The sequence below is a fragment of the Sulfitobacter undariae genome, assembly GCF_014196805.1.
Classification (GTDB): Bacteria; Pseudomonadota; Alphaproteobacteria; order Rhodobacterales; family Rhodobacteraceae; genus Sulfitobacter; species Sulfitobacter undariae.
In genome coordinates this window covers 68,537-93,141 of sequence record NZ_JACIEI010000009.1, presented here as the reverse complement: position 1 = coordinate 93,141, position 24,605 = coordinate 68,537, and the positions used below count along the sequence as shown (strand labels likewise).

The following is a 24,605-nucleotide window of genomic DNA, read 5'->3' as shown; positions in this document are numbered from 1 at the left end:
TTCAGATCGGTCCGAGCCACACAGGCAGCTCGGACCTCTAGGCATTCGCCTTTGCTTAGTCGCGGTCAATCCAGACATCACGGAAACCATCGTTCACACCGAAGGCCGTGTTCACAGGGTTTTTGATGTCACAGCGATAGATCGTCGGAAAGCCCAGTTCCAGCATCCAGATGTTTGGCACATCCGCCACAATCAGATCCTGAACCGCCTTATAAGCCGCTTTGCGATCCTCAGGGTTGGCCATCAATGCCGCCTCGTCGAACAGTTTATCCGTTTCGGGGTTTTGATAGTTGGATACGTTGTTCCAAGGCGAACCAGGGGCGGCATTGCTGCCCATATAGGTGCGGGATACGCCCAAGGCAGGATCGCCGTACTGATAGAGATAGGTGAAGGCCAGATCAAAGTCGCGGTCCGAAATCTTCTGGTTCCAACCCGCCACATCAGAGGGGACAATCTCGGCATCCATGCCAATTTCGCTCAAGTTTTGTTTGACCGCTTCGGCCCACCGCTGCCATGTCTCGCCGTAGGGCAGACCCAGAATGCGGATTTTCTCACCGTTATAGCTGCTCTCGGCTAACAGGGCTTTGGCCTTTTCTGGGTCAAAGGTAATGTCCGGCGTGTCGCCATCCCAGAAACGGGTCGAGGAAGAAAACGGGCCAGTCGCAACTTTGCCCAGACCGTTCCACAGCGCGTTTTTGGCAAATTCTCGATCTACAGCATGCATGATGGCGCTGCGCACTTTGACATCATCCAACGGTTTGTTGTCGCTGTTCACCCACATCCAAGACAGCGGGCCAAAGTATTCCCAGCCTTTATCGGTGATGCAGGTATTTTCCATGGCTTGCATACGCGGCACATCGAAATTCTCAACCGACCCACCGGGCAAGACATCTACTTTACCTGTCTCATAGGCCACCGCGCGCGATGCGGCGTCAGGGATGACATGGTAGTAAACGTCATCAATGTAAGGCTTGCCTTCCATGTAATAGTCTTCGTTCTTGACCAGGTGGATAAAGCTGCCCTTTTCCCATTTGTCGAACTTGAAGGGGCCAGTCCCAATGGGCGTGTTATTCGCCGGATTGCTGGCAAAGTCTGTGCCTTCATAGATATGCTTGGGGATCATCGGCGCCGTGCCCGGCTCAAAAATACCGATGAACGGGCCAAACGGCTGCTTGAGCTTGAAGATCACGGTCAGATCATCGGGCGTTTCGATGCTCTCGACATGTTCCATATAGGTCCGCATGCGCGAGTGGCTTTCGCGCAGGAATTTATCCATCGAGAATTCAACATCCGCCGATGTGAACGGCGTGCCGTCATGGAATTTCACACCTTCACGTAGCTTGAACGTATAGGTGATACCATCTTCGGATATCTCCCATGATTCCGCCAACTGCCCTTCGGGCTGAAGCTCGGAATCGTAGCGAAGAAGACTTTCGTAGATATCGCCGCCCACCATCTGGGTCGGCCCATTTTGCACAAGCCCCAGCATCAAGCTGGGCGGCTCAGGCTGAATAACGACGTTAAGCGTGCCGCCTGATTTCGGCGTGCCGTCTTGCGCGGCCAGTGGGCTGGCGAGTGCCAGCGCCAGCATCGCAGAGGCGATAAGGTTGATAGGTTTTAACATTCAATTTCCCCATTGGTTATTGTTGTTGGCGATATCCAAAAGCCTAGCTGAGCTAAATCAGACTTCAACCTTTGGCAGTGAACAAGCGCCCCAGTTCGGAGCACCTGCCTAGTTTTCATTCATCTAGCGTGAATGTTTCTATATATCTCAACAGCCCCTCACGGGCGCTCTCAATATCCGTGCGCATCGCCAATGCGGCAGCCGCTGGATCGCGGGCCTCGCAGGCGGCAATGATACTATAGTGGCAACGCACCATTTCGACTTTTTCTTGGGCATAATACCCTGCAATCAACGGCCCCATGCGCAGCCAAAGACGGCTTAGAATATCCAGCAAGGTTGGCATGCCCGCGATCTCGGCCAATGCAAAATGGAACTGCTGATTATACTCAATCGCCTTGGGCCAGCGGCCACTGTCGGACGCGGCCTCGTTTAAGGCGACGTTGCGTTTCAGGCGCGCGATCCCTTTGGCGTCCACCAGTTCCGCCGCACGTGAGGCTGCTAGCCCCTCCAGCTCACAACGGATGGCGATGATCTCAAGATATTCTGCCACAGACAAAACCGGCACACGGACATCGCGCACCGAGCGCTGTACCAGTACCCCGTCGCGCAAAAGGCGCTGCACTGCGTCACGTACAGGCGTGGTGCCTGTCCCCAATTCATCGGCAAGCCCCCTGATTGTCACCTTCTGATCAGGGCGCATTTTGCCCAGCATCAGATCCTGACTGACCTTGGCATAGATGCTGTCACCTAACGAAGATTGATTGATCTGGCTCATTGCATCCTAACAGTTTGATGTGTGTTGCTTGACGTAATATTGATGCATCATGCATCAAAGATATTGCCCCTGCAAATAAAAACTGCAATGCTTTGCGCAACCACATCAAAGGACAGAACACGCCATGAAAGTCTTTTTCGACGAACGCCAACTGAACCACGCCCCAACATATTATTTCCGCCGTGGCGCTGCCATGCCGCACCAAGAGCAGCCACAGCGCGCTGAAATTCTGCGTGATATGCTGATCGGTGAAGGCTTTGAGATCAGCAAGCCCCGCGATCATGGACTGGCCCCGATCAAAGCTGTTCATAACCCTGATTACGTTGACTTTTTACCCGACGCCCATGCCCGTTTCGTCGAGAGCGCGGGCACAGAAGCGCTGGCAATTCCCACGATGCATCCCGGCCGCCGCCGTGGCAAAGAGCCCAAAGACATCCATGGTCAGTTGGGCTGGTGGATGACAGACACCTCAACCCCGCTCACTGAAGGCACATGGGAGGCTGTCTATTGGTCTGCCCAAACCGCAATTGAAGCAGCTGAAGAAATCATTGCTGGCACCCGTGCGGCCTATGCGCTGTGCCGTCCACCTGGCCACCACGCGATGCGCGATTGTTCTAACGGGTTTTGCTTTTTCAACAACGCGTCCATCGTGGCAAACCACCTGACGCAAAAGTTCAAGAAGGTCGCGTTGATCGACATTGATGTGCATACGGGCAATGGCTCTCTCGATATTCTGTATGAACGCGGCGACATCTTCTTTTGCTCGCTCCACCCCGATCCCACGACCTACCCCACCTTCTATCTGGGCCATGCGGATGAAACCGGCGAAGGTGAGGGCGAAGGCAAATCCATGAACATCCTGCTGCAACAAGGTGCCAGCCAAGATGACGTTCTGGCCGCGTTGGACAAAGGCATTGCCGCAATCCGTGACTTCGGTGCCGAGGCGTTGGTGATCTCACTTGGTTTCGACATGGCGGCTGACGATCCGCTGGCGGCTGTCAACGTCTATCCCGATGGGTTTGCCGAAATGGCCCGTCGCCTTGCCGCACTGAACCTACCCAGCACTTTGGTGCAAGAGGGTGGATACCTCGGCCCGTCATTGGCGGATAACGCAAAATCATTTCTCACCACTTTTCGCGAGGCCACAGCATGAACACCACTCCCAAGGAAATGAACGGCGCTGAAAGCGTTGTGCGCAGCCTGCATGCCGGCGGCGTGGATGTGTGTTTCGCCAATCCGGGCACCTCTGAAATGCAATTTGTCGATGCGCTGGATCGCACCAAGCTGATGCGCTGTGTTCTGGGCTTGTTTGAAGGCGTGGTGACAGGAGCCGCCGATGGCTATGCGCGAATGGCGGGCAAACCTGCTGTGACCTTGCTGCATCTAGCCCCCGGTTTTGCCAATGCCGCCGCCAATCTGCACAACGCCCGCAAAGCACGTGTGCCGATGTTGAACCTTGTGGGGGATCATGCCCTGCGCCACCAACAATATGACGCGCCATTGTCAGCGGATGTTGAAGGGGCTTGTGCGCCGTTCAGCGATTGGGTGCGTTCCGGCCGTGACGCGGGCAGCTTTGCGGCGGATGCCATGGCTGGGCTGGCCGTTGCCAAAGGCAAACCGAACCGCATTGCGTCCCTGATTGCCCCAGCCGATATCGGCTGGGATGCAGGGGGTAAAATGGCGGGTGTTGTGGCCGCAGACGTCCCTGCCCCGCTGGACGAAGATGCGCTGAACGCTGCCCTAAAAGCGCTGGAAAGCGACGGCAAAACCGTCATCCTCGCGGGAGACTCGGTTTTGGAAAGCCCTGAGGCGCTGGCGATTTTGCAAGGCATTGCTGAAAAATCCGGCGCGGATATCCTTGCCCCCACCTCAAACCGCCGCATGGAACGCGGGCACGGGCGTCTTGCCGTCACCAAAGTGCCCTACCCCATCAACGACGCAATCGCCTGCCTCGCGCCCTATGCCTCGGCCATTCTGGTTGAGGCCGCGGCGCCAGTGACGTTTTTTGCCTATCCGGGCAAACCAAGCCTGTTGTTGCCCGAAGAGTGCGCAACCATCACGCTTGCGGGTTTAGGCGGCGACGGACCCGCCGCATTGGCAGCGCTGGCGGATCGCGTCGGCGCGAAAGCGGCCAAACCGATTGATACCGCCCTGCCGCCTGTGCCGCAGACAGGTGCCATTACCTTGAAAAACATCGCAGCCGCCTTGGCCAATGCTCTACCTGAAGATGCAATCATCATTGATGAAGCAGTTTCAGCAGGCGGAGCCTTATTCGAAGCGGGCGATTGCGCTGCGCCAAATTCTTGGCTGGCCCTCACCGGTGGGTCCATCGGTATCGGCATTCCGCTTGCTGCCGGAGCGGCGATTGCCTGCCCTGACCGCCCTGTGATCACCCTTCAGGCGGACGGATCAGCCATGTACACGCTGCAAGGGCTGTGGACGCAAGCGCGTGAAGGCTCCAATGTGACCACGATCATCCTTGCCAACCGCGCCTATGAAATCCTGAAAGGTGAGCTGCACAATGTCGGTGCCCAGCCGGGTCCAGATGCGCTTAGCATGTTGAACCTAGACCGCCCTGATCTTGATTTTGTCTCTCTTGCCAAAGGAATGGGGGTGCCGGGCCGCCGTGTTGAGGACGTCACCGAGTTGATGCAAGCGATCAAGGATGCCGCTAAAGAACCCGGTCCCTATCTAATCGAAGCCGCCCTTTAATCCTCGGAAGGATATGATGTGACCCTCGATCCAGAACTTTCAAAACGCATTATTCAGGCTGTCGAAGACGGGTTTGACGCACAAATCGCCTTTACCCAACAGTTGGTGCAAAACCCGTCTTTGCGCGGCCATGAACACGCGATCCAAGACCTACTGTTTCGGTCGTTGCAATCCCGTGGCTATGACATGGACCGTTTCAAAATGGACCGCGTCGCGATTGAAGCACACCCCGGCGGGGCAAAATACTCGGACGATCATTCGGACGCGCCTATTGTTGTGGGTATTCACCGCCCGCGTGATGAAACGGGCCACTCATTGATCTTGCAATCACATCTGGACGTGGTCCCTGAGGGTCCGCATGACATGTGGGATGATCCGCCGTTTTCAGGCAAGATCGAGGGCGATTGGATGTTCGGGCGCGGCGCGGGCGATATGAAAGCGGGGGCTGCCGCGAATATCTTTGCGCTAGATGCGCTGCGCCGCATCGGCCTGCAACCCGCGGCGACGGTTTATGTGCAATCCGTTGTTGAGGAAGAATCCACCGGAAACGGCGCGCTGCAAACCTATCTGCAAGGCTATACCGCTGATGCCGTTCTGATCCCCGAACCCATGGATGAAACGCTGGTGCGCGCCAACATCGGCGTGTTGTGGTTTCAAGTGCAAGTGCGCGGTGTCCCTGTCCATGTGCGCGACATGGGCGAAGGTGCAAATGCCATTGACGCCGCCACCCGTATCATGGACGCGCTGCGCGAATTAGAAGCCGATTGGAACGCCGAGAAAGCCGACCACCCGTATTTTGAGGATGACCCCCATCCCATCAACATGAACATCGGTAAAATCGAAGGCGGCGATTGGGCCTCTTCTGTGCCCTCTTGGTGTACCATCGATTGCCGTGTCTCGCTCTACCCTGGTCGCAGTGCTGAGGATGCCGCACGCGAAGTCACCGAACGGATCGCCGCCTTTGCACGGTCGGACGGTTTCTTGTCCAACAATCCACCGCAGGTCGTTTTCAATGGCTTCCATGCCGAAGGCTATGTGCTGGAAGAAGGCAGCGACGCGGAAACCGTATTGGGGCGCGCGCATGAAGCAGCCCTTGGTGCCCCCCTGCAATCGGTGATGATGGCCTGCTACCTCGATACCCGCGTTTACGCGCTGTACAATAAAATTCCCGCTTTATGTTACGGGCCAAAGTCACGGAGCATTCACGGCATCAATGAATCCGTCAGCCTGAGTTCGGTCAAGAAAATCACGCAGGCCATGGCCTTGTTCATTGCTGAATGGTGCGGCACCGAGGACATCAAAAAGTGAGGGCGCACCCATCTACACCGACAGGCAGCCTACCCCCGCTGATGACCCAAGTTGTAATCCATACCGAGGAAGGAAAGCCTGATCTTTTGGCCCATGATCCACCCGCGATCACTCAGGTCATGGCCGCTGAGATTGCGCAGCGCCTGTACGGAATTTCGGGCGATGTGCGCGGATTGACGGCTGAAAAAGACGCGAACTTTCTGATCACTCTGCCCTGCGGTGAACAGGCATTGCTGAAAATCACCAACGCAGTCGAAGACAGCGCCGTGACCGATATGCAAACTGCCGCGCTGATGCATCTGGCCTCTGCCGATCCCACCCTGCCAGTGCAGCGCATCTGTGCCAGTCTAAAGGGCAACCCAAGCGAGATCATCACCGCTGCCGATGGCCAAACCCATGTGGTGCGGTTGATGACCTATCTGCGCGGCACCATCCTCAGTAGCGCCACTGCGGGTCCGCAGCTGCACCATGAATTAGGGGCCTTTTTGGCGCGGGTCACACGGGGGCTTCGCGGTTTTTTCCACCCTGCGGCAGGCCATGTGTTGCAATGGGATATCAAACAGGCAGCACGGCTTCGCCCCATGTTGGAGACTGTTCAAGACCCGGATTTGCGCAAACGCCTGACCGTAACCTTGGACCGTTTTGACGCAGAGATTGCGCCGCGCCTGTCAATGTTGCGCGCCCAAGTGGTGCATAATGATTTCAACCCTCATAACGTTTTGGTGGATGGGCAAGTCGGGACACATCCCATCGGGCTGATTGATTTTGGCGATATTGTGCATACGCCCATCATCTGCGATCTGGCCGTGGCATGTTCGTACCAGATTGGCGAGGGAACAGACCCGTTGCGCCAGATGTGTGATATGATCCGCGGCTATGCCAGCCTGCTACCGCTGGAGCCTGAAGAGATCACCCTTTTGCCTGATCTCATCCGCCTGCGCCATGCCACAACATTGGCGATCGGAGCCTCTCGGGCCCAACGCTATCCTGAAAATGCCGATTACATCCTGCGCAACACAGCCGCCTCTTTGCGCGGTATGAATGCGTTGGATCAGATCGGGGATGACGCCGCGCTTAGGGCGCTGCACACCGCCGCCGGAACGGAGTAACCTGCCATGACCATGATCAACGCCTATGACACAACCAAGGCCGCAGGTCTTGATCCCGATGACAAAGCGCTGATCGCACGGCGCACAGCCGCGATGGGCCCTGCCTATCGCTTGTTTTACGAAGAACCCCTGCACATCGTACGCGGTGACGGTGTCTGGCTTTGGGATAAACACGGTAAAAAGTATCTGGATGCGTATAACAACGTCGCTTCCGTGGGTCATTCGCACCCCAAAGTGGTGGAAGCCATCACAGGCCAGATTGGCGTTTTGAACACGCATACACGTTATCTGCATGACGGTGTGGTGAACTATGCGGAACGTCTGCTGGCCACGATGCCCGATGCCTTGGGGCATATGATGTTCACCTGCACCGGATCAGAAGCGAATGACATCGCCCTGCGCATCGCCCGTAACTTCACACGGCGCCAAGGCATTATCGTCACCCGCCTCGCCTATCACGGTGTGACCGAAGCGGTGAGTGAGCTGTCGCCCTCGCTGGGTGAATTCGGGCGCAGCAGTGCACGGATACGGATGATGGATGCTCCTGATCCCCATCATGTCGCCCCCCAAGACCAAGCCGCGCGTTTCGCTGCCGATCTGGCCCAAGCCATTGCTGAAATGCGCGCCGACGGGATCGAACCCGCAGCTTTGATCGTCGATACCGTATTTTCCAGTGACGGTCTTTACCCCGACCCCGCAGGGTTTCTGAAACCTGCCGTGGATCTGATCCGCGCTGAGGGCGGCATTTTCATTGCAGACGAAGTACAGGCAGGTTTTGCACGCACGGGTGATGCCTTTTGGGGGTTTCAACGCCATGGGTTGGTGCCTGACATGGCTACAATGGGCAAACCGATGGGCAATGGATTTCCGGTGGCTGGGGTCGCGATGCGGCCCGAACTTATCAAAGAATTCGGTGAAAAGGCACGGTATTTCAACACTTTTGGCGGCAATCCTGTTGCTGCTGCCGCTGGCATGTCCGTGCTGGATGTGATCGAGGAAGAAGCCCTTCAAAGCAATTCTTTACAGCTTGGAGCCATGTTAAAAGATGGGTTGAACGACATCGCACATCGCCATGATGTCATTGGCGATGTGCGCGGTGCAGGCCTATTTCTGGCGGTCGATTGTATAGACGGAAACGACAGCAATGCGGCGTTGGCGGGGGCGGTTGTGAACCATCTGCGCCAAAATGGAGTATTGATCAGCGCTACAGGGCCGCATGGCAACATCCTCAAAATCCGCCCGCCATTGGTGTTACAGCCGAGTGAAGCCGAGTTGTTTTTGGATGCAGTGGACGCCGCCTTCACCGCAACCAAGGCTGTCTGATGTGATGGTCAAAATGCCTCGTTCGCTTACTGGGCTCATGATTGTGCTGGTGGGGGTTATGTGGGGCCTCAACTGGCCTTCGGTGAAATTCATGCTCGCCGAAGTGCCCCCCCTTACCTTGCGCGCAGGCGGGTTCAGCGCCGCCGCCCTTCTCCTCAGCGCTATCGCCTTAGCCGTTGGTCAATCGATGCGACCCGCAAAAGGTGAGGCCGTGTCCCTTGTCCTGACCTCCCTATTCGTCTTGTTCGGTTTCAACATGCTGACGGCTATGGGCCAGTTGTTTACACCCGCCTCCAACGCCGCTCTTATCGCCTATACGATGCCTTCCCTCACGGCAGTTCTTTCTGTCGTCTTTCTGGGGGAAGTTCTGCACAGACGGCTGGTATTGGCGATTGGGATTGGCTTGGCGGGGCTGATGGTCTTGGCCTCGGCCAATCTGCCCGCCCTCTTGGCCCAACCGCTTGGGCCTGCGATCATGCTCGGGGCTGCATTGTCTTGGTCTATTGGCAATATCCTGATGCAATTACGTAAGTGGACATTGCACCCCTTGGCCCGCACCGCATGGTTTTTCATCATCGCCGCCATCCTCACATGGCCTTTGGTCTTTGTATTCGAACCGCTCAACGGCTTTTCCATGCCAAGCGCGGCAAGCCTGTGGGTATTTGCCTTTCACGTCTGCGGCCCGCTGGTGGCCTGTTATGTGCTTTGGACGGTCCTTCTAAGCCGATTAAGCGCCACGGTCGCAGCAATTTCAACACTGATTGCGCCCGTTGTTGGGGTCTTGTCGTCGGTCATACTGCTGGGCGACGAGTTGTCGTGGCAAAAGGGGCTCGCCCTTGTGCTGATCGTGGCCTCCATCGTGATGACATTGCTAAAGCCCACACAAAAACGCACCTGAAGGAGCCGGACATGCACGACGTAACAACACCCAACCCAGAATTCAAAATTCGCCACGCTACACCCGAGGACGCGGAATTGGTTGTTACCTACATGAAAAAGCTGGGCGTCTATCAAAAGATGGCGGATAAAATCACGGCAACTGCGCCGCAGATCAAACGCCTGCTGGAGCAAAACCTAGGCGAGGCAATTTTCGGGACGTATAAAGGCGAAATTACAGGTTTTGCCTATTTTTGTGACAAATCCTCGGCCTTTACGGGGCGTTCGGGCCTGTACATTGATGGGTTTCTTATTGATTCAGATTTGCGTCATCAGGGCTTTGGCAAGATCATGATGGGGTATCTGTGCACATTGGCAACTGCGCGGCGGTGCGAGTTTCTAGAATGGGGTGTTCTGGATTGGAACGCACCAACTATTGAATTTTACCGCTCTCTTGGGGCCTATAGCGTCGATGAGATGACCATTTTCAGGTTCACCCCGCAGGCTTTAGTGACAAATGCCCGCGCTTTTGAACAAGGGCGCTAAGCACATCCAATGTTGAGTTCAGGGCGCATGTGCGCGCAAAAACATTGCGATCGCAAATTCACGGCGGCGGTCTTGCTCAGCAAGAGGTGGGGGCGGCGCCAAAGGGTGCAACAATCGCGCCAGCGTATTTTCGAAAGCCATACTCAGCAGCATTTCCGACGCAAGTTCGACATCGGCCAAGGCCAACGCAATTTCATTGTCCTCAATAGCACGCGTGATTTCAGTGCATACAAAACCGATCAAGGCGCCATACCCGTTTGAATACAGGTTCTGTGCCAAGGTGGGATAGCTTTGTGCCTTGGCCACGATAGAGCGCAAACACTCCAGCTTGTTTTCTTCGCTGCCGGGCGGAGTATTGACCCGCATCAGAATGGACAATCGCTCTGGCAGAGGCAGCTTGCTGTCTTTGCTGCTCAGCGGGATAAAAATGCTTCGGGAGAGATCGGCCACTGCACGGATCAGCAAATCTTCACGGTTGGAGAAGTACTGGTAGAGCGTACGTTTGGACATTGCGGTTTTCGCGGATACCGCAGCCATTGTGACGTCATCAAAGGGAACTTCCAAAAGCAATTGAGCAGTTGCCCGCAAAATTGCGGCCTCTCTGGCAGGTGTATCCATTTGCAAAGGGCGTCCACGACGCGACCCGTTACAGCAATTCGCCTCGTCTTTTGATGTTTCTGTGGTCATCTTGGCATACTTTTTTGTGAACTACGCATCCGACCTTTATTGTCAAATACACTTTACAAAACTATCGGGTTTCCTTAAGAGATGCGCAATAAGGTTTTTGCTTATCGTTAAAATAACTTTACGTGTTACCATCTCTCATCGCCTTGCGACCCGTCTTGATGATCGCTTAATCACTGGAGCCACTCCCATGCCTCGCGCACTTCTTTCCCCACTGGGTCGCATGGCGGCACCACTGATACTAGCCCTCAGCCTGCCGTTAAGCGCATTGGCGCAAGATGGCCCGCCGCCTGCTGCGGTAACGGTTGTGACATTGGAATCTGGCGATATCACCCTGACAGCGCCGCTGCCCGGTCGCGTTGCCGCCTCATCCGAAGCAGAAGTGCGCCCCCAAGTAAGCGGCCTGATCCGTGAACGCCTATTTCAAGAAGGCCGCCCCGTTTCAAAAGGCGATCTGCTTTACCGCATTGATGCTGCTTCCTATGAGGCGCTAAAAGCCGCCGCCGAAGCGCAGGTTGCACAGGCAAGCGCAACACTCGCCTCTGCGCAGCGCGAATTGACGCGGCAACAAGAGTTGAAAACACGCAACGTTGTCTCACAGCAAAACCTTGATACCGCAATTTCCACCCGTGAGATTGCAGCCGCGAGTCTTAAAGTCGCCGAGGCACAGTTGCTGGCAACTGACATTGATCTGGAGCGCACAGAAATCCGCGCCCCGATCTCTGGCGTTGCCGGGCTGAGCGAAATCAGCGCAGGGGCACTTGTGACATCTGGTCAAGCGACACCCTTAACCGTGATCCGCACGCTTGACCCCGTACATGTCGATGTAACCCAAGCGGCAGCTGATATTTTGCGGTGGCGCCGTGCCGATGGCGCGGCCGAATTTGCCGAAGAATTGGGGCAAACCGTCCAACTCAAGCTGGCGGATGGCTCAATCTATGAGCACCAAGGCCAGCTTTCTGCCGCCGAGCCGCATGTGAATGAAAACACAGGGACAATCCTGCTCAGGCTGTCCTTTCCCAACCCTGAGGGATTCCTTTTGCCGGGTATGTATGTGCAAGCTGATATGCCGCAAGGTGTCGTGCAAAACGCAGTATTGGTCCCCCAAGAGGCGGTTACCCGTGACCGCCGTGGCGAACCAACGGCATTGGTCGTAAATGCCGAGAATGTTGTTGAACAACGTCAGATTACAGTCATGCGGGACCAAGGTAACCAATGGGTTGTGACTGCAGGCCTTGACGCTGGTGATCGTGTGATTGTGGCTGGCCTTCAAAAGACCGCCCCGGGCGCAACCGTATTTCCCCAAGAACAAGAGGCCCCCGACGCCTCCACCGAAAACAACTAAGCTCAAATCTGAGAGACCCCCATGGCCCGTTTTTTCATTGACCGCCCGATTTTTGCTTGGGTGATTTCGATCCTGATTATGGGTCTTGGCGTGTTGTCGATCAACACATTGCCGGTTGCCCAATACCCGCAGATTGCCCCGCCTTCGGTCACGATCAACGCGGTGTATCCCGGTGCCTCGGCGGATACGGTCGCCAACACGGTGACCCAGATCATCGAACAACAGATGACCGGCCTTGACGGAATGCGTTATGTGTCGTCCTCTTCGTCTTCGTCAGGCGCGGCCTCTATCGCGCTGACATTCGAGACAGGCACAGACCCAGATATCGCCCAAGTCCAAGTGCAAAATAAACTGTCTCAGGCCACAGCGCTTTTGCCCGAGGCCGTGCAACGACAAGGGGTGACGGTTCAGAAATCCTCGGCAGGTTTCCTGATGGTGATCGGTCTGATCTCCAAAGATGGCAGCATGGATCAGGCTGACCTGTCTGACTATCTGAACTCCAACCTTGTCGATGCGTTCAGCCGCATTGAAGGCGTTGGTGGAACACAGGTGTTTGGCGCAAAATATGCCATGCGCATCTGGCTAGATCCTTCCAAACTTGCCGCGTTTGACATGACCCCCTCCGACGTAGTGGCGTCTGTGTCGTCCCATAACGCGCAGATTTCTGCGGGATCTTTTGGCGCTTTGCCGTCTGTTGAGGGCCAAGCATTCACCGCAACCATCACAGCGCAATCACTGCTGGAGACCCCCGAAGATTTCCGCAACATCATCTTGCGCTCTGAGGCAGATGGCGGGCTGGTGTTGCTAGAAGATGTGGCACGTGTCGAGATTGGTGCCGAAAACTATACGGCTATTGCCAAATATAACGGCAACCCTGCATCAGGCATGGCGGTGCAACTTGCGCCAGGCGCCAACGCGCTGGACACATCAGAACTGGTACGCGCAAAGATCGAGGAATACGCCGAGTTTTTCCCCGACGGGATGGATTACGTCATTCCCTATGACACCACACCCTTTGTAGAAGTCTCGATCCACGAGGTCCAAAAGACACTGGTTGAAGCGATCATTCTTGTGTTCTTTGTGATGCTATTGTTCTTGCAAAACCTGCGTGCAACATTGATCCCGACATTGGCGGTTCCAGTTGTTATTTTGGGCACCTTTGCCATTCTTGGGGCGTTTGGATTTACCATCAACGTATTGACCATGCTCGCGCTTGTGCTTGCCATTGGTCTGCTGGTGGATGACGCGATTGTTGTAGTCGAAAACGTCGAACGCATCATGGAAGAAGAAGGGTTGTCACCCCGCGAAGCGACACGCAAATCGATGGACCAGATCACTGGGGCATTAATTGGTGTTGGTCTTGTGATCTCGGCGGTGTTTATCCCGATGGCATTTTTTGGCGGCTCTACGGGTGTCATTTATCGGCAGTTCTCGATCACCATTGTCTCTGCAATGATGCTTTCGGTTTTTGTTGCGCTCACCCTGACGCCTGCACTCTGTGCGACGATGCTGAAAGCCAAAGACACAGATCATACAGCACGGGGCTTTTTCGGCCTGTTCAACAAGGCCTTTGGGAAATTGGCAGGCGGCTATGGCTGGACCGTCAATTTCGTCATCCGCCGTCCCCTGCGCATGATATTGATCTACGGGATGATGGGCGCGGGCATTGTTTGGCTGTTCCTTCAAACGCCCACGGGCTTTCTGCCTGACGAAGACCAAGGGATAATGTTTACGCTGGTTCAAGGCCCTTCTGGTACAACTTCGGGCAATACGTTGAAGGCGATGGAGCAGGTTCAGGACCACTTTTTGAAGACCGAAGGCGAAATCGTCGAATCTGTCTTTAGCGTTGTCGGCTTCTCCTTTGCAGGTGTGGGGCAAAACAACGGGTTGGCTTTTGTGCGGCTCAAAGATTGGGCCGACCGCCCTAGCCCCAGCCAGTCTATTCAAGCGCTTGCGGGACGTGCGTTTCCTAAGATGATGGGCATCAAAGAGGCAATGGTATTTCCCATTGTCCCGCCTGCCGTGACGGAATTGGGCAACGTGTCTGGCTTTGATTTTTACCTACAAGCACAAGCAGGCCAGACGCATGAACAGCTCCTCGAAGCCCGCAATGCGGTTTTGGGTATGGCGGCGCAAAGCCCACTGATCGCTTCTGCCCGCCCTTCGGGATCGGAAGACGCAACGCAGTTCAAGTTGGATATCGACTGGCGTGCCGCAGGCGCGATGGGTGTATCGCCCGCCAATGTCGGGACCACACTGGCGATTGCCATGGCTGGCACTTACGTGAATGATTTTAATGATAATGGCCGTACCAAACGCGTCTATGTGCAAGGCGAAGCCAGCGCACGGGCCACACCCTCCGACTTGCAAAGATGGAGAGTGCGGAACACGGCCGGTGAATTGGTGCCTTTCTCTAACTTCTCGAGCGAGCGTTGGGTTTATGGCCCCCAAGGATTGACCCGCTATAACGGCACGCCTGCGATGCAAATCCAAGGTTCCCCCGCACCTGACGTTGCCACAGGCGAAGCCATGTTAGAGATTGAGCGCATCGTCGATCAATTGCCCGGTTTCTCGGTCGCATGGACGGGTTTGTCGCTCGAGGAACGCGAGTCAGGATCGCAAGCGCCAATGCTCTATATGCTGTCGCTTGCTGCGATTTTCTTCTGTCTTGCCGCACTATACGAGAGCTGGGCCATTCCGTTTTCCGTAATGCTGGTCATGCCCGTTGGCGTCTTGGGGACGTTGTTTACCGCATGGTATTTCGGTTTTCAGAACGGGGTGTTTTTCCAAGTTGGTCTTTTGACTGTGATCGGTCTGACAGGCAAAAACGCAATTCTGATTGTTGAATTTGCACGTGAGCAGGTCGAGGAAGGCAAAGAGCTTTATGACGCAATCCTTAACGCGGCCAAATTGCGGTTCCGTCCGATTGTCATGACGTCACTGGCCTTCTCGCTTGGTGTTGTGCCGCTTGTCTTGTCCTCTGGCGCTGGATCTGGCGGGCGACGCTCTGTCGGGGCTGCGGTTTTGGGCGGCACCATCACAGGTACGATCTTTGGGATCATCTTTGTGCCTTTGTTCTTTTTGCTGGTGAGTAAATATCTCAGCCGCCCAAAGAAAGCGGAATAGTCAGGCGCGCCTTTTCAGCAATTATGCAACCACGCGTGGCCTGATCCAGATATAGGCATGATATTGCTTGGCTCAGTACCGTGTCGTCAGGCGATGCCCTGGCCGATAAGAGAGACGTACATATGTCACCGCATCCCCTTGCCACCAGGTTGAGCGTTCCACAGTAAAAATCGGATCACCGACTGCACATGCCAAATAGTCAGCGGTCTTTTGATCTGCCAGCTCAGCTGAGAGATTGATTTCGACCTGCGAAAAGGGAATGGTCGACAGTAGCCATTCGGTAGGGCAGTTTTGGGTAAAATCTGCCTGCTCTGCGCTCGGTAGCGCCGACAGATTGATCCAGCGGTCTTCGTGTTCATATGGGATGCCGTCCGCATAATGCATGCAAATCAGATGCACTGCCTTGCCCCCTTCGGGCAATTGAAGCAGCGCCCGCAACCAATCTGGCGCGTTTTCCACGGATCGACTGACCAGCGAATAGCGGTATGACGCCCCTTTTTGTTCGATTGCGTCACGTACCACGGGAATGTTAAAACGTGCTTGGCGTACAGGCGACATCCGCACCCTTGTTCCGGCCTTGCGTCGACGCTCTACAATGCCATCGTCAGCAAGTTCACGCACCGCCCGATTGACTGTCGCACGCGCGCATCCATAACTTGCCGCAAGATCAACTTCATTTGGAATAAGATCACCCGGCCCCCATTCCCCCTTGATGATCTTTGATAAGATATCGGACTTAACATCTTTATACGTGGATTTCATGCGCTGTTGAGTCCTTAGACGAAATGGTTATCTTAGGGCGTATACATTAGAGTTAGGTATATCCCAAGCCAACGCTAAAAGGGACCTACAAGAGCTAGATTGATAACCAATGTGTGGTTACTGGCCCGAGCGGGTGGATCACGCAGCTTGCAGTCGAACGTGGCCCATCCCGAAGTTCTTTTAGCCGCAAATATCGGTGAGCCAGCCCTAAAATGTCATCTATGTCCTCCAAAAAATCAGGACCAAAGATGTGTGTTTTCAACGGCGGCGGCTGCAATCTGCGCAAGTTTTTGCTTTTGCGAAACGAAGTTCCGTACTGCGGTATTGGCACTCGGTAAATTTCCACCTAGAGTATCGGTTAGATAGAGTCGCACACCCTTGGGAGGATGAGGGTGTCGGTCTTGGATTTGGGAGGATCCGCATGATGTATGCTTACTACCTAAATGGCGCCGCAAGATGAGCGCAATGACACCTGAAGAAGCCGTAGCACATGTCGTTGCTACCAATCCGGTTTTTGCCGTTGCCCCCACTATCGTACGCGGTGTTACATATAAGGCCTTTCAAAACATTCCGGGCACTGTGCATGCGTTGCTGGATGCTGGCATGGCACAGCATGATAATGGCGCGGCAAATTACATTCTATATGAAGGCGAACGCTGGACTTATGGCGAGTTCGCTGCGGAAGTGCGGCGCATTGCGCAAGTCATGCAGGGAACCTTTAACATTGGCAAAGGCGACCGTGTTGCGATTGCAATGCGCAATTACCCCGAACTTATGGCGTTGGTACTGGCGATTTCGGCCACTGGCGCAACCGTCGTTTTTGTAAACGCATGGTGGACCACCCAAGAACTTGAATATGCGTTGGGCGACAGTTCAGCCAAGCTGGTCTTTGCGGACGGCCCACGGATTGAACGCCTGTTGCCGCTGGTTGGCCCTATGGGGTTGACGCTGGTTGGGGTGCGTGACGGTGAAGCGATGGTTGAGCACGCTTATTCCGCGTTGCAACTGGCCGCCTCCAATGCGCCCTTAGAGGTTGATATCGACACGGACGACGATTTTGCCGTGATGTATTCCTCAGGTACTACAGGGAATCCCAAAGGTGTGGTTCAAACCCACCGCAGTGCGGTGAACGCTGTCTTTAGCTGGTTGATGCAGGGTGTAGTGGCCCCCTTGGTCACGCCCCCAGCGCCAGACGCGCCAGAGCCATTGCGCCCTTCGGTTCTTGTGGTCACACCACTTTTCCATGTCACCGCAACACATCCGACGTTTTTGCTCAGCCTCGTTGCCGGCGCGCACATCACCTTGATGCGTAAGTGGAACGGCGACGAGGCTGCCCGCCTTATCGATGCAGAGAAAGTAACGCGCTTTTTGGGTGTCCCAACACAATCCGCAGAACTGATGTTGGCAGCACGCGAAACGGGCCTAAAATTGGAAACGCTGGACTATATCGGGTCAGGCGGGGCAAAACGCCCCGGCGCTCAGGTGTCACAATTGGCTGAAACCTTCCCGAATGCCGATGTGGCAACGGGTTGGGGTATGACCGAAACCAACGCGCTTGGGATCGGGATGACAGGTGACGACTATGTGAAACGCCCCGAAAGCGCGGGCAAATTGCATCCCCCTGTCCAAGAGCTGCGTCTGTTGGACGATGCAGGCAACGACGTACCGCTGGGCGAGTTGGGTGAAATCACCGTCAAAAGCCCCGCGAACATGCGCTGTTATCTGAACAAACCCGAAGCAACGGCCGAAACCATCCAAGACGGATGGCTTCGTACCGGTGATCTGGCGGTGATGGATGCCGAAGGCTATGTCACCATTCTGGATCGCAAGAAAAACATCATCATTCGTGGCGGCGAAAACATCGCCTGCTTGGATGTGGAAGGTGCCCTGCACCGTCTCCCTGATGTGGTCGAAGCATGTGCCTTCTCCGTTCCTGATGAACGGCTCGGAGAGGTCGTAGGCGCTTGTGTGCAGTTGCGCAAAGGTGCCACCTTGACCAAAGAAGATATGGCGACGGCATTGGCCAGCTATATCGCCCCATTCAAAACCCCGCAGCATCTTTGGACCCAGACAGGGCCCTTGTTGCGCGGCGCTACGGATAAAATTGACAGGCGTGCATTACGTTTGGCCTGTCTCGACAACGAAAAGGCAAAAACATGACACCAACAACCGAAGAAATCGGCGCATACATCGCCGCCGCTGGCAAAGCCGCATGGGAAGTACCGGGCCTTGAGGCCAATGCGCCCCAGCGTGAGATCAAGACCGTTGGCATCATTGGTGCAGGCACCATGGGTGGCGGCATCGCAATGAACTTTGCTACTGCTGGCTATAACGTCAAAATCGTTGAGACCACGCAAGAAGCGCTTGACCGTGGCCTGAAGGTTGTACGCGGCAACTACCAACGCTCCTCCGACAAGGGCCGTTTTCCACAAGAAGAAGTAGAAGCGCGCATGGGCCGCTTTGAAGGCTGCCTTGAGATTGCGGCGCTTGCGGAATGTGATCTGGTGATTGAAGCTGTGTTCGAAAACATGGACCTCAAGCGCACCATTTTCACCGAGTTGGACCGCGTGATGAAAAAGGGGGCCATTCTGGCAACCAACACATCCGCGCTGAACATTGATGAAATCGCAGGCATGACAAATCGTCCCGAAGACGTGATTGGCTTGCATTTCTTCTCGCCTGCCAATGTTATGAAACTGCTTGAAATCGTGCGTGCGAAACACACCGCCGATGATGTCGTCGCCACCTCTATGGCGCTGGCCGCCAAGATCAACAAAGTCGCCGCGCTGGTTGGCGTTTGCCCCGGATTTGTTGGTAACCGGATCTTGTTTACTCGCCAAATTCAGGCAAATAAACTGCTCGCCAAAGGCTTGATGCCTTGGGATGTGGATGCCGCGCTGAACAGCTTTGGCTTTAAAATGGGCCCATTCCAGATGAGCGATCTTGCCGGTCTGGATATCGGTTGGTCCAAAGGCGCAACCACAGACAACCCGATCCGCGACATGTTATGCGAAATGGATCGTCGCGGGCAAAAGACCCAAGCGGGTTTTTATGACTATGACGAAAACCGCCGTCCGATCCCGTCCAAGGTCACTGCGGGTATCATCAAAAACGTGACGGGTGCCGAAGAATCCACCATGAGCCCCGATGAAATCATCGAGATTTGCATCTATCCGATGATCAACGAAGCGGTGAAAATCCTCGAAGAGAACAAAGCACAACGTCCTTCTGACATCGATGTGGTTTGGCTGAACGGCTATGGCTGGCCTGCCGACAAAGGCGGACCGATGTTCTATGGCGATATGGTCGGCGCACAAGCCGTACTGGACCGTATGGAAGTTCTGGGCGCGGAAGATCCTGACTTTGCACCCGCAGAAACATTGCGCAAACTGGCTGCGTCAGGCGGCAAGTTCACTGACATTGATACCGGAGGCCTGAAAGTATGAGCTACGAATTTATTACCACCGAAAAGAAGGGCCACATCCTTCTAGTGACCATGAACCGTCCCGAGGCCTATAACGCTGTGCATGTGGATATGCACAATGAGATGGCCGCATGCTGGGATGATTTCGCAGCAGACCCCGACCTTTGGGTCGCGGTTCTGACGGGTGCTGGCGACAAAGCCTTCTCAGCAGGGAATGATTTGAAAGCAACTGCTGCGGGTGGCTCCAAAGCGACCATGACGCCAACGGGCTTTGCGGGTCTTTCCTCGCGATTTGATTTGGAAAAGCCGATCATCGCAGCCGTAAACGGCTTTGCCATGGGCGGTGGCTTTGAGACGGCCCTGTCTTGTGACATCCTGATTGCTTCTGAAAATGCAAAGTTCGCCTTGCCAGAAGTGAAAGTCGGCTTCTTTGCAGCCGCCTCAGGCGTCCAACGCCTGTCGCGCTATATTGGTCGTTTGGCCGCGCAAGAAATGATGTTCACGGGGCGCACCATTATGGCGGATGAAGCACTAGCGATGGGCTGCGTGAATGAAGTTGTGCCGCATGATCAACTGATGGCCCGCGCAATGGCCAAAGCAGAAGAGCTGTGCTCCGTTTCACCCTCTGCGGTCAAGGCAACCAAACGCGTTTTGAACGACATGTATGCCCGCGATGGCATGCAAGAAAGCATTGCTTATTCGCGCGAAGTCATCGCCGATCTGTCCAAGACGGAAGACTTCAAAGAAGGCGTGAACGCCTTTGTCGAAAAACGCAAACCCAACTGGGTCAACAAATAACACCGCCTTAGGGCACCCGAAATTCAAAAGGAGACACTGAATGTCTGAGACACCAATGGAAATGAACAACCTCGCTATGTCTGAAAAGGCAAAGCCGCTGCTCGCAGCTGTGATCAAGCACATCCGCGAAAACGTAGACCCGATGACAGAAGAATTTTTCCGCCTTGGCGAAGGCCGTGCAGACCGTTGGTCATATGCACCTGGCCAGTTGGAACTGCTGGAAGAAGCCAAGCAAAAAGCCCGCGATGCAGGCCTATGGAACTTCTTTTTGCCCAACGCTGAAACAGGCGAAGGTCTGAGCAACCTTGACTATGCTTATATTGCTGCCGAATTGGGCAAAAGCCCGCTGGCACCAGAAACGCTGAACTGTAACGCGCCTGACACCGGCAACATGGAAGTGTTGGAGCGTATCGGCACACCGGCGCAAAAAGAAGAGTGGCTCAAGCCGCTGTTGGCTGGCAAAATCCGCTCTGCCTTTGCGATGACCGAACCAGATATGGCCTCCTCCGATGCCAAAAACATCTCAACATCCGCTGTTCTTGAAAACGGCGAATGGGTGATCAACGGCGAGAAATACTACATCTCGGGTGCGGGTGATCCACGTTGTAAGATCATGATCACAATGGTGAAAACATCACCAGACGCAGAACCGTTCCGCCAGCAGTCACAAATCCTTGTACCTATCGACACTCCCGGTGTTGAAATCGTTGGTCCGATGCACGTGTTTGGCCATGATGACGCGCCACACGGGCACATGCACATCAAATTCACCAACGTACGTGTACCAGAAGAAAACATCCTCTGGGGTGAAGGCCGTGGCTTTGAAATCTCCCAAGTCCGTCTTGGACCTGGCCGTATCCACCACTGCATGCGTTCCATCGGTTCGGCAGAAAAAGCGCTTGATCTGATGATCGAACGTGGCCTGTCCCGTGAAGCCTTTGGCAAAAAGATCATTGATCTGGGCAAAAACATGGAAACCATTTCGCGCGCGAAGATCGAGATCGAAGCGATGCGTTTGATGGTTCTCAAAGCAGCCAAAGCAATGGACACATTGGGCAACAAAGAAGCACGTATCTGGGTCTCCATGATCAAAGCAATGGTGCCAGAAAAAGTATGTAACATCATCGACGAAGCCATGCAGGTACACGGCGCCACAGGTATTTCCCAATGGTCCCCCCTGTCTGGCATGTACACAGCACAACGTACTTTGCGTTACGCAGATGGCCCAGATGAAGTACACCACCACGTTATCGCACGTGCCGAAGTTAAGGACTATCAATCGTCCAATTCGCGCACTGACCGTGCCCGTAACGAAATTGCTACAGGCCGCACACGGAGCGGCGTATGAGCATGTTTGACCTGACCGGAAAGGTGGCGCTGTTAACGGGCGCCTCCAAAGGCATGGGTTTTGAGATGGCCAAAGGTCTCGCCGAAAACGGCGCGACTGTCATCATCTCTTCGCGGACTCAGGAAGATCTGGATGTTGCGGCGAAAGCCATCAACGATGCAGTGGGCGCTCAGCGCGCCCACGGAGTCGCGGCCAACATCGTGCACGAAGACTCCCTGCAAGCGCTGGTGGATAAAACCCATGAAATCGCAGGCCCTATCGACATCGTTGTGGGGAATGCGGGCGTAAACCCTTACTATGGGCCAATCGCCGAGATCACCAACAAAGCCTATGAGCGCACGATGAACGCCAACGTTCAGTCCAATCTATGGCTGGCACGTATGGTTGCGCCTGATATGGCCGCCAAAGGCGGTGGTTCGATGATGTTTACCTCTTCGATTGGGGCGTTCAAGCCATCGGACACTTTGGGCACTTATGGTGTATCCAAGCTGGCTTTGATCGGCCTCGTGCGCAACCTCGCGATGGAGCTGGGCCCCCAGGGCATCCGCTTTAACGCGATTTGTCCGGGCCTGATCAAAACCGATTTCGCACGCGAGTTGTGGGACAAGCCGGGTATCGAAGAAAAATACTCCAAATCCATCCCGCTGCGCCGTTTGGGTAATCCGGACGATTTCGCTGGCTTGGCTGTCTTCCTTGCGTCGGATGCCAGTAAATACATGACCGGACAAGCGTTGACCGTTTGTGGCGGTTCCAGCATGTGGTCGTAAGATATGGAACTCAAAGATAAAATCATCGTTGTAACAGGGGCCGCGTCCGGTATCGGGCGCGCCATGTGCCTGCGTTATGCACAAGAAGGCGCCAAGCACATCGCTTGCGTTGATCGTGACATCGCAGGCGCAGAAGAAACAGCCAAAATGATCAGCGGCAAAGCCTATCAGGTGGATGTTTCCGTAAAAGACCAGATCACAGGCATGATTGACGCGGTTGAAGCAGACGCAGGGCCAATTGACCTGTTCTGCTCTAACGCAGGTATCTCAATCGCTGGTGGTGTTGAGGTAGATGACGACGGCTGGCAAAAGATTTGGGAAATCAACGTGATGTCCCATGTCTGGGCCGCACGTCATCTTGTCCCTCTGATGGCTGCGCGCGGTGGGGGCTATTTGCTCAACACTTCTTCGGCTGCGGGTTTGCTCAACCAAATCGGATCAGCCCCTTACGGCGTTACAAAACACGCTGCTGTAGGTTTGGCCGAATGGCTGGCGCTGACCTATGGCGATCAAGGCATCAAGGTTTCGGTTTTGTGCCCACAGGCTGTGCGCACGGAAATGACACGCGGACACGAAGACCACGTGGCTGCGATCAACGGCATGATGGAACCCGGCCCCGTTGCAGACGCATGTGTGCAAACGATCCGGGACGAAAATTTCCTAGTGCTGCCGCACCAAGAAGTTGTGCAATATATGCGCAATAAAACCGACAACTACGACAAGTGGATCGGTGGCATGCGTAAACTCAACCGCCAATTTGGCAATTTTGACACTTAGGATGAGCAAATGATCGGCTATACCACCATCGGCGTAAGCGACATGGAGCGCGCCAAGAAGTTCTATTGTGACCTGTTTGAACACCAAGGCGCAAAAGTGGTCATCGATGCAGGGCGGATTGCCTTCATCGGGACCAAAAAAGGCGAGCCGATGTTGGCTGTTTGTGAACCCTACGACAAACAAGCACCAACGCCGGGTAATGGTGTGATGATCGCGTTTCCAATTGCTGAAAAGCAAGAGGCCGACATGCTGCATGCGCGGGCGCTGGAACTGGGCGCTACCTGTGACGGTGCGCCCGGTCAGCGGATACCAGACCGTTTTTACGGCTCCTACGTCCGCGATCCCGACGGCAACAAGCTGTGCTTTTTCATGTTTGGCTAAAGTCAGTCGTCCATGTCAGAACGTTTCTACGGGCCAGTTAGGAAGAAAAAATTACTTCTTTTTAATTGGCCGGACCAGACCTTCTTGGGCGACACTTGCAACCAATGTGCCATCGGCACTGTAGATTGAGCCGCGGTTAAAGCCGCGGCCTTTTCCCGTCCAAGGGGCATCCAAATCATAGAGATGCCAATCGCTGAATTCGATTGGCGCGTGGAACCACATTGTATGATCGAGGCTTGCGCTCATCACGTTCCCTTGGAACCAAGTCAACCCATGGGGGCGCAGCGATGAACCCAGCAGATTCATGTCCGATGCATAGGCCAGCAGGCAATGCTGCATCTGCGGCCCCTGCCCTTTAGCGGCTTCCATGCGGAACCATGTGTGGTTGATATCGGATGCTTTTTCAGGTGTGAAAAAATCTCGCGGTGCAACTTCACGCAGCTCAATCGGGCGTTCACGTAAAAAATCGGCATGAAATTTTTCAGGCACTTGCGCAACATGGGCCTCGCGCAATTCGTCTCGGTTAGGCCAGTCATCAGGGCTGCCTACTTCTGGCATCTTGTGCTGATAATCCCAACCCTCTTCATCGATGTGAAAGGACGCCAATAAGTTAAAGATTTCTTTTCCGTGCTGGATCGCCACGACGCGGCGTGTGGAAAAGCTGCCGCCATCGCGCGCGCGGTCGACTTGGTAGATCACAGGGACTTTGGGATCACCCGGGCGGATGAAATAAGCGTGCAGCGAATGGCACAGACGGTCAGGCACAGTACGATAAGCGGCCATCAACGCTTGCGCGATCACATGGCCGCCAAAGATACGGGTTGTCGTTTCCCCCCCCGAACCGATGCCGCGGAACAGATCGACTTCCAGTTGTTCGATATCCAGAAGTTCGAGCAGTTGTTCAGCTACGGTTTGCATAA

Annotated in this window: 21 protein-coding genes; 16 read left to right on the top strand and 5 right to left on the bottom strand. The window is 54.9% G+C overall.

The window, feature by feature from the left end; genetic code table 11:
* Nucleotides 1-55 precede the first annotated feature (55 nt).
* Nucleotides 56-1,624 carry an ABC transporter substrate-binding protein gene (locus tag GGR95_RS12810; RefSeq protein ID WP_184566444.1) on the bottom strand — a complete coding sequence of 523 codons (1,569 nt, stop codon included), beginning with the start codon at nt 1,622-1,624 and terminating at the stop codon, nt 56-58.
* Nucleotides 1,625-1,739: 115 nt separating this feature from the next.
* Complete coding sequence (locus GGR95_RS12805; RefSeq protein ID WP_184566442.1) at nt 1,740-2,399, bottom strand: GntR family transcriptional regulator; 660 nt, start codon at nt 2,397-2,399, stop codon at nt 1,740-1,742.
* 124 nt (nt 2,400-2,523) lie between these two features.
* Between GGR95_RS12805 and GGR95_RS12800 the strand changes: the two genes are divergently transcribed.
* Genes GGR95_RS12800 through GGR95_RS12770 form a run of 7 tightly spaced genes read left to right on the top strand, consistent with a single transcriptional unit; the run spans nt 2,524 to nt 10,273 of the window.
* Nucleotides 2,524-3,552, top strand: a complete 1,029-nt coding sequence (locus GGR95_RS12800; protein ID WP_184566440.1) for a histone deacetylase family protein — start codon at nt 2,524-2,526, stop codon at nt 3,550-3,552.
* On the top strand, nt 3,549-5,111 hold the full coding sequence (locus GGR95_RS12795; RefSeq protein ID WP_184566438.1) for an acetolactate synthase large subunit: 1,563 nt from the start codon (nt 3,549-3,551) through the stop codon (nt 5,109-5,111). The genes GGR95_RS12800 and GGR95_RS12795 overlap by 4 nt, the downstream gene beginning before the upstream one ends.
* An 18-nt stretch (nt 5,112-5,129) precedes the next feature.
* A complete protein-coding gene (locus GGR95_RS12790; RefSeq protein ID WP_184566436.1) occupies nt 5,130-6,419 on the top strand; it encodes an ArgE/DapE family deacylase in 1,290 nt (429 codons plus the stop codon).
* A gap of 41 nt (nt 6,420-6,460) precedes the next feature.
* Entirely contained in the window at nt 6,461-7,528 is a 1,068-nt protein-coding gene (locus tag GGR95_RS12785; protein ID WP_246423372.1) for a phosphotransferase, read from the top strand.
* A 6-nt stretch (nt 7,529-7,534) separates the two neighbouring features.
* A complete protein-coding gene (locus GGR95_RS12780; RefSeq protein ID WP_184566432.1) occupies nt 7,535-8,851 on the top strand; it encodes an aspartate aminotransferase family protein in 1,317 nt (438 codons plus the stop codon).
* Nucleotides 8,852-8,855: 4 nt separating this feature from the next.
* Nucleotides 8,856-9,749 (top strand): DMT family transporter, encoded by an 894-nt coding sequence (locus GGR95_RS12775; RefSeq protein WP_184566430.1) that lies wholly within the window; start codon nt 8,856-8,858, stop codon nt 9,747-9,749.
* An 11-nt stretch (nt 9,750-9,760) separates the two neighbouring features.
* A complete protein-coding gene (locus GGR95_RS12770; protein ID WP_184566428.1) occupies nt 9,761-10,273 on the top strand; it encodes a GNAT family N-acetyltransferase in 513 nt (170 codons plus the stop codon).
* An 18-nt stretch (nt 10,274-10,291) separates the two neighbouring features.
* Here GGR95_RS12770 and GGR95_RS12765 read toward each other — a convergent pair whose 3' ends face one another.
* A complete protein-coding gene (locus GGR95_RS12765) occupies nt 10,292-10,960 on the bottom strand; it encodes a TetR/AcrR family transcriptional regulator (protein WP_184566426.1) in 669 nt (222 codons plus the stop codon).
* Nucleotides 10,961-11,147: 187 nt separating this feature from the next.
* Here GGR95_RS12765 and GGR95_RS12760 point away from each other — a divergent pair, with 187 nt between their 5' ends.
* Nucleotides 11,148-12,302 (top strand): efflux RND transporter periplasmic adaptor subunit, encoded by a 1,155-nt coding sequence (locus GGR95_RS12760; RefSeq protein ID WP_184566423.1) that lies wholly within the window; start codon nt 11,148-11,150, stop codon nt 12,300-12,302.
* A gap of 21 nt (nt 12,303-12,323) precedes the next feature.
* Entirely contained in the window at nt 12,324-15,428 is a 3,105-nt protein-coding gene (locus tag GGR95_RS12755; protein WP_184566421.1) for an efflux RND transporter permease subunit, read from the top strand.
* A 72-nt stretch (nt 15,429-15,500) separates the two neighbouring features.
* Here GGR95_RS12755 and GGR95_RS12750 read toward each other — a convergent pair whose 3' ends face one another.
* Nucleotides 15,501-16,190 carry a histidine utilization transcriptional repressor HutC gene (locus tag GGR95_RS12750; protein WP_184566419.1) on the bottom strand — a complete coding sequence of 230 codons (690 nt, stop codon included), beginning with the start codon at nt 16,188-16,190 and terminating at the stop codon, nt 15,501-15,503.
* 456 nt (nt 16,191-16,646) lie between these two features.
* Between GGR95_RS12750 and GGR95_RS12745 the strand changes: the two genes are divergently transcribed.
* The 7 genes from GGR95_RS12745 to GGR95_RS12715 all read left to right on the top strand — a co-directional run bounded on the left by GGR95_RS12745 (nt 16,647) and on the right by GGR95_RS12715 (nt 23,685).
* Entirely contained in the window at nt 16,647-18,350 is a 1,704-nt protein-coding gene (locus GGR95_RS12745; protein ID WP_184566417.1) for a class I adenylate-forming enzyme family protein, read from the top strand.
* The gene (locus tag GGR95_RS12740) at nt 18,347-19,636 is read left to right on the top strand and encodes a 3-hydroxyacyl-CoA dehydrogenase (RefSeq protein ID WP_184566415.1); all 1,290 of its coding nucleotides are present in this window, start codon (nt 18,347-18,349) and stop codon (nt 19,634-19,636) included. The genes GGR95_RS12745 and GGR95_RS12740 overlap by 4 nt, the downstream gene beginning before the upstream one ends.
* Nucleotides 19,633-20,412: an enoyl-CoA hydratase-related protein gene (locus GGR95_RS12735; RefSeq protein WP_184566414.1), complete on the top strand. Its 780-nt coding sequence runs from the start codon at nt 19,633-19,635 to the stop codon at nt 20,410-20,412. Before GGR95_RS12740 ends, GGR95_RS12735 begins: the two co-directional genes overlap by 4 nt.
* Nucleotides 20,413-20,473: 61 nt before the next feature.
* Nucleotides 20,474-21,760 (top strand): acyl-CoA dehydrogenase family protein, encoded by a 1,287-nt coding sequence (locus GGR95_RS12730; RefSeq protein ID WP_184566494.1) that lies wholly within the window; start codon nt 20,474-20,476, stop codon nt 21,758-21,760.
* Nucleotides 21,757-22,527 carry an SDR family NAD(P)-dependent oxidoreductase gene (locus GGR95_RS12725; RefSeq protein ID WP_184566411.1) on the top strand — a complete coding sequence of 257 codons (771 nt, stop codon included), beginning with the start codon at nt 21,757-21,759 and terminating at the stop codon, nt 22,525-22,527. Before GGR95_RS12730 ends, GGR95_RS12725 begins: the two co-directional genes overlap by 4 nt.
* A gap of 3 nt (nt 22,528-22,530) precedes the next feature.
* Entirely contained in the window at nt 22,531-23,304 is a 774-nt protein-coding gene (locus tag GGR95_RS12720; protein ID WP_184566409.1) for an SDR family oxidoreductase, read from the top strand.
* Nucleotides 23,305-23,313: 9 nt separating this feature from the next.
* Nucleotides 23,314-23,685: a VOC family protein gene (locus GGR95_RS12715; RefSeq protein ID WP_184566407.1), complete on the top strand. Its 372-nt coding sequence runs from the start codon at nt 23,314-23,316 to the stop codon at nt 23,683-23,685.
* A 51-nt stretch (nt 23,686-23,736) separates the two neighbouring features.
* Here GGR95_RS12715 and GGR95_RS12710 read toward each other — a convergent pair whose 3' ends face one another.
* Nucleotides 23,737-24,603, bottom strand: coding sequence for an acyl-CoA thioesterase (locus tag GGR95_RS12710; protein WP_184566405.1), 867 nt, complete (start codon nt 24,601-24,603; stop codon nt 23,737-23,739).
* Nucleotides 24,604-24,605 lie beyond the last annotated feature (2 nt).